Genomic DNA, 13,723 nt, shown 5'->3' with positions numbered 1-13,723 from the left:
GAACAGGTAGCGGCTCCGGCTGAAAACCTCCGGAGCCTTGCCGGTAAGTCTGTTCTTGGACAATGCCTGAAAAAATCCATTAACGTAACTGCTTGCAAAGCAGGCTGTTAATAACACATATGGTCAGTTGATACTATTTTAATAATAACATTTTTGTACTTGCTTCTACATTTCCAGCTTTTAGGAGAGCAAAGTAAATACCAGAGGAGACGGGTTTGTTGTTTTGGTCTGTTCCATTCCAAACGACGGAATAACTCATTATTGTGCCTGATCCTTCGATACGATTCTTCGAATCACTCAGGATGACAGGCAGAGTTTTTACTTTCTGTCCCTTTAGATTGTAAATTTCAATTCGTGGTAATTCGTGCAAATTAGTGGTTTCAAAATAGATCGTTGTGGTTGGGTTGAAAGGATTGGGGTAATTGGTCATTTGTGAACTGGTCATTGGTAACTGGTTATTGGTAACTCCCACAGAATCTGCTCCAAATTCATAACAGCCCATATCAATGATTGCTTCTCCGTTATTATCTCCATCCCAAATACGCTCATGATGTAGAAGATCAAATGGTGGAAGAAATAAACCAGTTGTATCAGGTGTACCTGCATCTATACAAGGAGAAAATTCAGAAAGTTGATAAGGATCATTGCCAGAAAGTAGAAACTGAGGATATTCGTCGATGTTCCCCTCAAGCCAATTAACTATGTTTGCATTATTCTGATTGACAATTGCGTTCTGACCTCCATCAATATTACAATATTGTATAGATAGTGTGTCAATATAACCCCACTGAGTTCGATCACCAAGAATAATTTCATTCGTAGATGAGTTATTGAATATAGAATTTGAAATCGAGATGTTGCCCATAGGAACAAAGGTTGCTGAATTACCAATAGATGAATTTTGATTATTAGTAAATATACAATTTGATATTAATGTAGAAGAGCCAACTTCGCTACGTGTAACAAGTACCTGGTCGGCTGTATTACCACTTGCAAAATTATCACAAAACAAAGAGTTAGTTATATAAATGTCTCCGTCCCATGTGTTATGTCTATAAACAGACACAGTACGAGCTCCGCTTTGATTGGGAGAAATATTTTCGGAATAATTTCCTTGAAAAAACGAATTTTCTATAATTGCATAACCATAAAAACTTAAATTTAAAGCAGATGAATTTACCATCGATGAAACTATTTCATTATTAGTAAATGAACAATTAGAAATTTTGATATTTTCTGAACCAGCAACATAAAGCCCTGCATTAAATTTATCTGAAACATTGTTTTCAAAAGATACATTTATGTATTGAATGTTATGACTTTGTCCTGAATCCACCATTGTACCAACATCATAAATATAATTATTTCTAAAACCTATATTTCGAAAATTTACGTTGAAAATCTTTGTAAATGAAACAACACCTGTATCATGATTAGCATTTTGAAAAGTCATATTGCTAATATCAAAATCAGATATGTGACATCCTAAAAACATAAACTTACAAAACTGATCATCACCATCTAAAATCGTTTCATTTTTTCCTGCACCATCAATACTCACAAATGATTTACTTCCGATTGGATACAGTTGATTATTAAGAGATTGTGAGTAGATGCCTGGTGCTAAATGAACAACCTTGGGATTAAATTGATCTGATCTCATCTTTCTCACGGCTAGTAAAATTGTTTTCATAGGATCATCAGGTGTTAGTCCAGAATTGTTGTCATCTCCATAAGGGCTAACGTATAGGTCTTGATCAACCAATTCTAATGTGTGATTTTGGATACTGAATGACATCTGTATTTCTTCAAAATAACTTCCAGCAAAATACCTACTAGGTTCTGAGACAGTAAAAGTATCAAGATAAACATCAATATTAGGAACACATGAATCTGCAATATATATATCAGCTCCAGTACAAGCTATATTATCATAAATACTACATCTGTTGACAGGATCGAAGGTAACAGTTGAGTAGCCAACGATATTGATCCCTCCGCCAACTGCTATCGCGTAATTATTTCTAATTATTGTACCAGATAGAAATAAATTAGCTTCAACACATTGTATTCCACCGCTGTTACTGCCAAAATTATTTTCAATTATACAATTCACAATGTTTAATTCAATCAAATCATTAGAATCACCAAATATGGCTATACCTCCACCAAGATTTGGTAAACTAAAGTGACCTTTCCCATTTGATATTGTGAAACCTCTTAATACGCAATTATCTTCATTACTATGAAGTCTAACAACGCTGTCAAGTTGTTGACCGTCAATTATTGTGTGAGTGATGTATTGATCATCGCCAGTGATTAATTCTAAACTAGCTATGGTTAAATTTTTCCCGGAAAAATTGATGTTTTCGTAATAAGTTCCAGGATAAACGAGAACTGTGTCAGCATTAACTGAGACATTGATACCTTCCTGAATTGATGTGAAGTCTCCAGTACCGTCGAGTTTGATGTGCCAGGTGGCGCTGAAAAGCAACGAACTAAACAAACATATCGAACAAAAGAAGAATATTTTAAATTTCAATTAAAACCCCCTGTCCGGCAATTGCCGGACATCCCCCTTGACAGGGGGAGAAATTGGAAATTGCAGGCGGTTAAAACAGCCGCCTGCATAATGTATTATTTCAGAATTATCAGTTTCCCGATTTCCTCGGTTACTTTTTTATTGGAAAGCTGTTTAGCTTTAATTTTGTAGAAGTAAGTGTTATTGGCAATCTCATCGCCATCGCCGTCTTTACCATCCCAATAAATTTGATTGTAGCCGGATGATAATGCCGGAGCTTTGATCGTTTTGATCTTCTTACCCGTGATTGTGTATATCATAATCGTTACATCCGATTCTTCGGTGATAACGAAAGTAAAATAACCATCAGATTTCATGGGATTTGGATAGGGCAGCATTTGCTTGATGGCAACTTTACCGGATTTCTTGGAACGGAAATTTGTTTCTGCCACAGTGGGATTATTAAAGTTATCGAAAACGATCAAAGTGAGCTTATGAATTCCTTCTTCCAGACCAAATAATTGCCAGCTCAATTCTCCGGAAGTGGCAGATCCCACATTGTAAGCAAAACCTTCGGTTACATCGATTGGTTCGATACTATCATCGATCAGAACCAGCATTTTATGACCGGCAGCTCCGGTTATGTTTATTCCGTTTTCATCCTGGATCTCCGCCATTATAAGAGGATCGGTAGAAACATAATCACCACTGGCAAAAGTTTTGGAATCGATGAATAAATTTACTGTAGGTGCTGATATACTGCTGGCATTTATTGGAATGCTGCTGAAATCGATATCTGCCAGTGCACTGGCAAAGTTCTGCTTCGATAATTCATCAAAATAGTAATTGTAAACGACTCCCGAATTCCCATCTTGAACATCGTCTGGCACGAAGAATTCACCACTGAATTGACCATTTTCAATTTCATTTTCTCCGAAGTAGATATTATTGCCTTCTTTGGTGTAGGTTACCGTCCAAACCAGAGTATCCTGAACAACGAAATTATTGTTCACATAAGTTATTTCTTCTTCCGGTTCGAAAACTCGCAATTCACCATTGTTAGTAAAACTATTTCCGCTGCCAAAATCTCCATTTATCTGAACCAGCTGCCTTGCCTGAAGCTGATTATTAATTCCCGAAATAGTTCCGGAAATATGCGGAACTGTTATTATCATCATCGGATCGCCTAAAATGTTATATTGCTTGCTATTGGCATAAATACTGGGGTTTTCGACCTTTGCTTCCAGCAGAGATTCGCCAATAGTTTTTCTTGGATAATCATTCAATTCGTTCTGCAGAAAATGTTTCATCAACAATGTATTGCTGCCACCACTGCAGGAACTTGTAGCTGCAATCGATGCTATCGAGCCGCCATCTTCGTAAAGCAGAAGCTTTTCTGCCAGGCAGTCAAAAGCTTTGTAGTTGAATTTTCCTACTTCACAGGAAGCAGCGATAAAAAGTGGTAAATGTTCTTCATTATCCAAAAGGTTCATGTGCTGTGAACCTCGGAAATAATCTTCATCACCCAGCACATCTTCATTTCCATGACCAATATAATACCAGATCAAGCGACCTTCATTCACGCTGTTCACCATTGCCATTCGAGCTTCAGGTTTATTTTGGAATTCATCGAATTCATATTCGACTGCCATAACTTTATCCACATAAATTTCAGGATTCAAGAGTTCAGCAGTTTGCTGAGTTAAGCTGGTGTGATTCAAACCGCTGTTAGGATCAAAACCTTCGTATCCCCCGCTTTTATTTTCATCATCAGGTTGAATCAAAACTTTATTTTTCCAAAAACCAGGAGTTGGATCGGTTGTGTATGTAGTAATTCTATCGATGATAAAATTCATATCGGCTTCATTTTGAGCTGGTAATCTTCCCATTGCCAGAGCTGGAAAGTTATTGAAAAGGCAGAAGTTATCATCCGCAGCCCAACTTGTGCTGGAATTGGCAAAAGCAATGATCTTATTCTTTTCGTGTGTGTTGTCCCATTCTGTAGTTCCTGAGCCCATCAACGTACAATATTGTAATTCCGGATTAGCATTATAAAGATCTTCCAGATAGAATCTTATCGCCCAGGAATCGGCAGTTCCGGAAGTATATTCAGCAAAGATTTCTGCCTGGCTTTTTTTGATAAGTGCAGAATCTGGAAATTCCGGATGAAGAGCGATCAGTTCATCGCAATGAGATTCAAAAACACCTGCTTCGGGATAGATGAGAACGCCTTTTATTTCTGTTTGTCTATTTTCTTTTGGGAGGGTTTTTCTCTTCATTTCTTCGATAGTTTTCACATTTATCATAGTTTGAAAATCTGTTTCGATCAACTCGGTATTTTCAATTTGTGCTCCAAAAGTGAGCCAGACGAATTTTTCCTGAGAATAATTATGAAATCTATTATTCTCCAGATCTTGATTTTCAAAATATACTTCATCGTTTTCATCAATTATATTATTTTCATCATTTATCAGAAGTGATAATTCCGCAATTTCATATTGATAATTTTGAGGTTCACCAGTTCTATACATTGTGAACATCTGCAGAGAATTTGGATCGCAGAAATCGGGCAGTTCCGATAAAACATCGAAATCCAGTTTATACATTCCCAATTCATCTACTTGTATTTTGTACCAGAAATCTGACGCCTGAAAAGGCATTTTAGTATGATAATTCAAACGATTGCTGCGCCAATTTCCGGCTGATTCATAATTCGCAAAAAAGGATGAATAAAGCTCATCCAAGTCATCGTCGATAAAATTTCGATAATTTGTATCACCTTCGATCCTTATTTCCAAGGTTATACTTTTACAGATCTTTGCCATATTGGTATTCAGATCGAATAAAACCGGATTGAACTGAATGGGAATGTACTCGAACCTTCTGTAAATGGAACGGTTATTTCGAACAATGAATTCTGTTGGATAAGCATTGTATTTTTCGGATATTATGTTGTAGGAATATTCTGAGGTTTCTTCTGCCCGCACGATATTTGCAACAGGCAATATCGGTTTGTTCAAAGTAACATCTTCCGTTTCAATATTTAAAACGTTGAATTTGATATCACCATCTGGCGGAATGATAATCGACAACAATTTCTGTGGTAAACTCGGTGCTCCCGCATTTTGATTGAATTCCCAGTTTTCCACATCGACATGAGTATAGTTTTCATGTTCTATCAATTTGTAGTTTTCGAAAGTTAACTGCACAAAAATACTTTTTTCACTCTGCTTAATTACGTTTACCTTCGCCATCAAAAAGAACGGCGTAAGTAACATTGTAAGCAAGATCCACTTCTTCATTATTCCTCCAATTTTTTGGACTGAAACGACAATATCGAAGTCAGTATATATGTGTCAAATAAATATCTGCCGCCATTTTGTATTTGACACCAAATCGCACATAAAAAATATATTGCAATCTAAACTTAAGTTGGAAAGTGGATACATCAGAAATCGTTAATCAACCTGAAAAAGAGATAGAAATGAAATCTAATAATAAAGCAAAAGATTTTAAATTGATCGGAAAGCGTGTAAAAAGAGTTGATGCGTACGAAAAAGTTACAGGAAAAGCTATTTACGGCGACGATATCAAGCTGAATAAAATGCTTTACGCAGCAGTCCGCTACACCGATATTCCCTGCGGAAAGATCACGAATATCGACCTGAAAAATGCTGAGAGAATTAAAGGGGTCAAATCGATCGCTACTTATGATGATATTCCTGGTCAGAAACGATTGGGAGCTATTCGAGCAGATCACTATCCGCTGGTGAATGATGAGGTTTTTTACAGCGGAGATGTGATAGCTGCTGTAGCTGCCGAAACCAAAGAAGCTGCTCAGGAAGCTGTCGATCAGATCCGGGTAGATTATCAGCAGATGGAAGGAATTTTCGATCCCCGGGAAGCTTTCAAAAAAGAAGCGAGACTTATCCACCCCGAATATAAAAGCAATATTATGGTGCATTATCCGCTAAGAAAAGGAAAGGTAGAAAACGGGTTTGAAAATTCCGATCATATTATCGAAAGAACCTACCGCACCGGTTTTCATGAACATGCCTACATCGAGCCCGAATCGATAACTGTAGAGCCGGATCCAATGTGCAAAGGCTACAAAGTTTACGGTTCCATTCAAAATCCATTTACCACCAGAAAAGTTGTAGCTCTGTGCATGGGAGTAGATCTGAATCAGGTAAATGTGATCGGTTCTACTCTCGGCGGATCTTTCGGTGGAAAAGACGATGTGGTAAATTATATGGCTTGTCGTTGTGCCATCCTGGCAAAAAAAACCGGCAGACCAGTCAAACTGACTTACAGCCGGGAAGATTCCATCAAAGAAAGTTACAAACGTCATCCCTATTACATGAATTATAAAGCAGGATTTGATAAAGACGGAAAATTGAAAGCAATGAAGATAAATATCATTGCAGATTGCGGAGCATATTCTTCTCAAACATTTTTCGTTACCTGGCGTTCTGTGGTGCAGGCTACAGGACCGTATGAAATTGACAATGTGGAAACTGATATTTATGGAGTTTACACAAACAACACTTACACAGCAGCTTTTCGTGGTTTCGGTTCTCCACAGGTCATTTTTGCTCAAGAATCTCTGATGGATGAAATCGCATCAATTTGCAATATCTCACCTTTTGAAATTAGAAAAATAAATGGCTATAAACAGAACAGTATTACAGCCAGCGGACAAAAACTTGCAGAACACAAAGTTTCGCTGCAGGAAGTCATGAAAACAGCGACGAAAAAATCTGATTATCAAAATAAAATTGCTGAATTTAGGAAGTTAAATTCTGAAAATTCCCGCTTTAAATATGGAATCGGACTTTCCTGTAGTTTCAGAGGTTGTGCCCTGGGTGCCGAAGGAACAGATGCAACTTCGGCTATTGTTTCCGTTCAAGCTGATGGTAGTGTTTATCTTCTTACCGGTTTGAATGAAAATGGACAGGGAATGCGCACAACTTTTTGCCAGATCGCAGCAGAAGTTTTGGGAGTTAATACCGATCGCGTTGTATTTGTTCAACCTCAAACTTCCACGATAACCGATGGCGGACCAACCGTAGCTTCACGCGGAACAATCGCAGGTGGAAACGCCACAATTATCGCTGCTGAAGAATTGAAACAGAGAATATTTGAAGTTTTGAAAACAGAGTTAAAAGCTGAAAATATTGATGAGACAATCTGGCAGGAAGGAAAAATAATTAATAAACACGATCCTGAAATATTTTTAGATTTTAATACAGCCGTGGAAAAGGCGTATCTGGCTGGAGTAAATCTTTCAGCTTATGGCTGGTGGAAATCTCCAAACGTAAGCTGGCATGAAGAAACAGGACAGGGAAATGCTTATTTTACTTATGTTTACGGCTGTCATGTTGCACAAATAAAATTGGATTCAAGCACAGGGAAAATTGAAGTTCTTAATATCACTGCTGCTCATGATGTGGGAAAAGTTATCAATAGAATTGGTGCGGAAGGACAAGTTACAGGTGGCGTAACACAGGGATTTGGTTATGCAGTTTTAGAAGATTACAACATTCAAAATGGAGAAGTAAAATCTGCCAATTTTGATGAATATCTGATCCCGACAATTAAAGATATAAAAAATATCGATCTGATCCTGATAGAAAATGAAGATCCAGCCGGTCCGTTTGGTGCAAAAAGCCTGGGAGAACCTACTTTGGAGTTAACGTCGGCCGCTATCAATAACGCCTATTTTTTCATCAACAAAGAACACTCCTACGAGCTTCCGTTAACACTGGAAAAAGTATTCCTGAACAAACAACTGAAAAAGCCTGCGCGGCAAAGTGAACTGGCAATTGCCGAATCCTGCCATATTCATCAAACCAAAAAGCAATCTCCCAGAATTGCGAATGTAAGTTCTGTGACGCCAAGCTCGCTATATGAAGCTCTCAGTTTGCTAGAGAACGATAATTATGAAATCCTGGCAGGTGGAACTGATGTCGTTATCGGATTGCGTATGAAATCGGGAAATCATAAACTGATGAATATTTTTGACCTCAAAGAACTGAAAGGTATCGAAGTGGAAAATGAAAAGATCAAAATAAAATCTGGCACTACATTTTCAGAAATTCTAGAAAGTAATATCATCAAAACTAATTTTCCGCTATTGATAGAAGCTTGTTCAAAAATTGGCTCGAAGCAGATTCGAAATCGGGGAACTATCGGCGGCAACCTTGCAAATGCCGCTCCCTGCGCAGATTCCTTTCCTCCACTTCTTGTTTATAATGCCGTCTTCTCTCTACAATCTAAAACCAAAAAACGAGTTGTGAAAGCTCAAGATTTCATTACACGAAATTATCAAACTGTTCTAAAACCGGATGAAATTCTAACCGAGATAATTATACCGTTTCCGAATAAAAAATATTATGTCAGCTATTTTCAGTTGGGAAGGCGAAATGCCATGAACATTACCAGATTGAGCGGTGCTGCAATGATCTCGTTCCAAAACGGTAAAGTGGCTGATTGCAGATTTGTTACCGGATCACTTTTCAGCAAACCAAAAAGGATTTCTGAAGTTGAAGAATTTCTGAAAGGAAAAGTGTTGAATGACGAAACAATTGATAATGCCTTAAAACCATTGTCAGATTTGATCGAAAAAGAGATCGGAATGCGCTGGTCTTCAGAATACAAAAAACCGGTATTTCTTAATATTGCCAGAGATCTGCTGCTGGAAATCAGAGAAAAGAGGAATGCAAAATGATAAAAGTAAACTTTGAAGTAAATGATAAAAAATACAAATTGGAAGTGGATGATGCAAAACGTCTTCTGGATATTTTGCGGGACGATCTCGGTTTGACCGGAACAAAGGAAGGTTGTGGAATAGGAGAATGCGGAGCCTGCACTGTAATAATGAATGGAGATGCCGTGAATTCCTGTCTCGTTTTAGCAGCTCAGATTAATGGTGCAAAAATCGAAACTGTGGAAAACTTGGAAAAAGATGATATTCTAGACAATCTGCAGCAATCATTTGTGGAAAATGGTGCTATCCAATGCGGGTTCTGCACGCCGGGAATGTTGATGAGTGCAAAAGCTCTTCTGGATAAGAATCCCCATCCAACTGAAGAGGAAATTAAAGAAGCTTTGGAAGGAAATCTTTGCCGATGTACAGGTTACATCCCCATTATAAAATCCGTCAAAAAAGCTGCTGAAAAAAGTGATGAGTATTAATAATGTTTTTTTACTTATTTTTTTTGATTGACTGTTAAGTAACTGTTCAGGAAAAGGTTATTTTTATATTTAATAAATAATATTTTGGAGGATGTTGTATGAAAAAAGTAATTGGAATTGCACTTCTCATAATGATCTGCGCTGCTCTTTTTGCGGAAGATAAATTTGCTTATATCGACACTGACCGCATCATGATGACCAGTCCGGAAACTCAGGAAGCTCAAACCATCTTAATGAATGAACGCACAAAATGGGAACAGGAAATTAATGATATGGATGCTGAGCTGGACCAGCTTTACGCAGATTATGAAAGTAAGAAAATGATCCTGACAGAAAGTGGCAAGCAGGAAGCTGAAGATAAGATAACCCAGCTGACTCAAGCCCGCCAGGCTAAAGTTGAAGAGATCTTTGGAGAAAATGGTAAATTCGTTCAGAAGCAAAATGAGCTTCTGGAACCAATTCTGATGAAACTGCAAACTGTTATCGAAAAAGTTGCAGTTGAAAACAATTATACCATGATCTTTGATGCTGCAGCCGGCAGCCTTCTTTATGCAAAACCAAATATGGATATCACCGATCTTGTCATCGACGAAATGCAGGAAACTGTGGAAGGTACAGAAACAGAAACAACAAATCAGAATAAATGAGAATTTTCAAAACTCCCTTGAATCCTGAAGTGATCGCTTCCAGGATTCAAGGGAAAACAATTATCCAGCAAAACAACGTTCTGAATAATGTAGCAGAACTATCCAAAGCAAACGCTGCTTCGGTTTGCTTCTACGAAAATCCCAAATTCCTGGATAATCTGAAAAGCTGTGATGCCGGACTCATTTTCGTTCCAGCAGATTTTGATGAAAACCTGAAACCAGATTCGAATTTGATTTGTGTGGAAAAACCATACATCAACTTTATGATGCTGGTTCGCACCTGGTTGGAGCTGGATAAACCCTCGCCAGAAAAGAAAATAGCAGATTCTGCTGTAGTTTCTAACACAGCAAAGATCGGAGAGAATGTTCAAATCCTGGAAAATTGCGTGATTGGTGAAAATGTAACAATAGGAAATGATACAATAATCGAACCAAACTGCGTAATAAAAGAAAACACTGAAATCGGAAATGGATGTCATTTCTTTCCCAACGTAACTGTTTATGATAATTGTATAATCAAAAGTAATGTCATTCTTCATAGCGGAGTTGTTATCGGAGCTGATGGTTTTGGTTACCTTCTTCATGAAGGAATTCAGAACAAAGTTCCCCAAGTGGGAAATGTGATAATAGAAGATGAAGTGGAAATCGGTGCAAACTCTGCAATCGATAGAGCTGCTATTGGTTCTACGATAATTGGCAAAGGAACAAAGATCGATAACCTGGTACAAGTTGGGCATAACTGTATAATTGGTAAAAATTCCATTCTTTGTGCTCAAGTAGGATTGGCAGGCAGCACCGAAATTGGTGATCTGGTTTACCTTGCCGGTCAAGTAGGAGTTGCCGGTCATCTTAAGATAGAAGATGGCGTGATGGTTGGAGCGCAATCGGGCGTTAGCCACACAATTCCTGCCAATACAAAAGTTTTTGGAACTCCAGCAATAGATGCAGGCTTGCGAAAAAGGATCATGGCTTCCGAAAAGAAATTGCCCGAATTGGTAAAATATTACAAGAAGAACCTGAAGAAAAAGGACAAAAAATGAGTGAAAGAAAACGTACGATCAAAGACGATGTAAGTTATCGTGGAGTTGGACTGCATTCTGGTGAAACTTCAACAATCACTTTCAAACCTGCCAACAAAGACTACGGCATCATATTTGTTCGAACAGACCTGGAAGGAAGTCCGGAAATTCCAGCAGATATTGATCATGTGATAGATATTTCCAGGGGAACAACGATTGGCATAAAAGAAGCCACTGTAGCTACAATAGAACATGTTCTTGCTGCCATCAAAGGTCTGAATATAGACAATATCCGCATCGAAGTGAACGGCCCTGAAGTTCCGGTAGCAGATGGAAGTTCTATTGTATTTCTGGAATTATTGAAGAAAGCAGGAATAAAGGAGCAGGATGCTGAAAGAGAATACATGGAAATTACTGAAGCGATCTCTTTCTCTTCTCCCGAAGATAACGTTGATATCGTAATCGTTCCTTCCGACAGCTTAAAAGTTACATTTATGGTAGATTACAAACAGAAAGCATTGGGAACGCAATATACCTGGCTGCCCACTCTGGAAGTGTTCGAAAAAGATTTTGCTTCGGCTCGTACGTTCTGTTTTCTACACGAAATAATACAACTTAAAGAAGCCGGACTTATCAAAGGTGGTTCACTCAAGAATGCCTTGGTTGTAGCCGATCCAGATACAACAGAAGAAGAAATTTCTCGATTGAAAAACATTTTTGGTTATGAAGGCAAAATAGAAGTCGGTTCTGATGGACTATTGAATCACACACCACTGCGCTATTACAATGAATTTGTACGTCATAAGGTTGTAGACCTGCTAGGAGATATCGCACTTCTGGGAGTTCCGATAAAAGGTCATATTCTTGCTGCTCGATCTGGTCATAAAACCAACGTGGAACTTGTAAAAAAACTTCGTAAGATCCACAAAAAGCAAGTTTTCCAGAAGATGTATCAAAAGAAAAAGAATGAAGAAGTGGTTTTTGACATAAATGCTATTCAAAGAATTTTACCACATCGTTATCCTTTCCTTTTAGTAGATAAGATCATTGAATTTGATGTTGGTGAAAAAATTGTCGGCTTGAAAAATGTAACCATCAATGAACCATTTTTCCCGGGACATTTTCCCGGTCATCCTGTAATGCCAGGTGTTCTGCAAATAGAAGCTATGGCTCAAACAGGTGGAATAATGCTGCTGAATGCTCTGGATGATCCTGCTAAATACGTTGCTTATTTTGCTTCTATAAATAATGTAAAATTCCGTAAACCGGTTTTACCTGGCGATACATTGCGAATGGAACTCACGGTTATCTCTCTAAAACGTTCACTTGCCAAAATGCATGGTGATGCTTATGTGGGAACTACAAAAGTTTGCGAAGCAGACTTCCTGGCAAAAGTGATGAAAAAATAAGGTCAAATCATGAAAATTATTCATCCCACTGCAGTAATTGATCCTAAAGCTGTAATTGGAGATAATTGTAATATCGGTCCCTATTGCATTATTGATGAAGATGTCGTAATGGGAGACAATAACACACTTCAATCTAATGTTCTGATAACCGGAAACACAAAAATCGGCAGTGGAAACAAATTCTTCCATGGAGCTGCTGTTGGAGCAGATTGTCAGGATTTGAAATACAAAGGTGAACCAACAGAACTTGTCATCGGTGATAATAATGTTTTCAGGGAATTTTGCACTTTAAATAGAAGCGCAACTCTAAACGAACCTACCAAGATCGGATCAAATTGCCTATTGATGGCATATTCTCACGTTGCTCATAATTGTTTGCTGGGAAATAATATTATAATGGCAAATGCTGTAAATCTGGCTGGACATGTAACGATTCAAGACTTTGTAATTATTGGCGGAATGACAGCTGTAAGTCAATTCATAACAATTGGGAAGTATGCTTTTGTCGGAGGTAAATCGGGAGTTTCAAAAGATGTTCCTCCTTTCACTCGTGGTGGCGGACATCCCTACAAAATAGTTGGATTGAATTCTATTGGATTGCAACGTAAAGGATTTTCCAGTAAGATAATTTCCTCGATCAAAGAAATTTATAAAATCTTCTATACTTCTGGTTTGAACGTTACTCAAGCCAAAGAGAAAATGAAAGAATATCCGAATTTGAACAAAGATCAGCAGATGTTCTTTGATTTTATAAAAAATTCCAAACGGGGAATTACCAGATAAATATTTAAGAATAAAGAAAATTCTTAAATTTGACTATCACCGTGGCAGAGCCAAGGTGTATTTCGCTAAATTTATTTCAGCAAGCTGAAAATCGAATTTTCATTATTTACCCCTCTGCCTTCGGCATCTCCCCTCAAACAGGGGAGA

The 13,723-nt window shown here is 37.9% G+C and carries 8 protein-coding genes; 6 read left to right on the top strand and 2 right to left on the bottom strand.

Annotation, left to right across the window (positions count from 1 at the left end; genetic code table 11):
• Positions 1–133: 133 nt before the first annotated feature.
• Positions 134–2,542, bottom strand: coding sequence for a hypothetical protein (locus K9N40_11175; protein ID MCF7815026.1), 2,409 nt, complete (start codon positions 2,540–2,542; stop codon positions 134–136).
• 95 nt (positions 2,543–2,637) lie between these two features.
• Positions 2,638–5,823 carry a hypothetical protein gene (locus K9N40_11170; GenBank protein ID MCF7815025.1) on the bottom strand — a complete coding sequence of 1,062 codons (3,186 nt, stop codon included), beginning with the start codon at positions 5,821–5,823 and terminating at the stop codon, positions 2,638–2,640.
• A gap of 182 nt (positions 5,824–6,005) precedes the next feature.
• On the opposite strand from K9N40_11170, the gene K9N40_11165 reads away from it, so the two are divergent.
• The 6 genes from K9N40_11165 (at position 6,006) to lpxA (ending at position 13,576) form a co-directional block, all read left to right on the top strand.
• Positions 6,006–9,251 (top strand): molybdopterin-dependent oxidoreductase, encoded by a 3,246-nt coding sequence (locus tag K9N40_11165; GenBank protein MCF7815024.1) that lies wholly within the window; start codon positions 6,006–6,008, stop codon positions 9,249–9,251.
• Positions 9,251–9,718, top strand: coding sequence for a (2Fe-2S)-binding protein (locus K9N40_11160; protein MCF7815023.1), 468 nt, complete (start codon positions 9,251–9,253; stop codon positions 9,716–9,718). Before K9N40_11165 ends, K9N40_11160 begins: the two co-directional genes overlap by 1 nt.
• Before the next feature lie 98 nt (positions 9,719–9,816).
• Complete coding sequence (locus tag K9N40_11155) at positions 9,817–10,365, top strand: OmpH family outer membrane protein (protein ID MCF7815022.1); 549 nt, start codon at positions 9,817–9,819, stop codon at positions 10,363–10,365.
• Positions 10,362–11,405, top strand: a complete 1,044-nt coding sequence (gene lpxD, locus K9N40_11150; protein MCF7815021.1) for a UDP-3-O-(3-hydroxymyristoyl)glucosamine N-acyltransferase — start codon at positions 10,362–10,364, stop codon at positions 11,403–11,405. Before K9N40_11155 ends, lpxD begins: the two co-directional genes overlap by 4 nt.
• The gene (locus K9N40_11145) at positions 11,402–12,793 is read left to right on the top strand and encodes a bifunctional UDP-3-O-[3-hydroxymyristoyl] N-acetylglucosamine deacetylase/3-hydroxyacyl-ACP dehydratase (protein MCF7815020.1); all 1,392 of its coding nucleotides are present in this window, start codon (positions 11,402–11,404) and stop codon (positions 12,791–12,793) included. The genes lpxD and K9N40_11145 overlap by 4 nt, the downstream gene beginning before the upstream one ends.
• 9 nt (positions 12,794–12,802) lie before the next feature.
• The gene (gene lpxA / locus K9N40_11140) at positions 12,803–13,576 is read left to right on the top strand and encodes an acyl-ACP--UDP-N-acetylglucosamine O-acyltransferase (protein MCF7815019.1); all 774 of its coding nucleotides are present in this window, start codon (positions 12,803–12,805) and stop codon (positions 13,574–13,576) included.
• Positions 13,577–13,723: the final 147 nt, after the last annotated feature.

Source organism: Candidatus Cloacimonadota bacterium (assembly GCA_021734245.1).
Taxonomy (GTDB): Bacteria; Cloacimonadota; Cloacimonadia; order Cloacimonadales; family TCS61; genus B137-G9.
The sequence above is the reverse complement of the archived record's forward strand: the minus strand, read 5'-3'. Positions and strand labels throughout refer to the sequence as shown.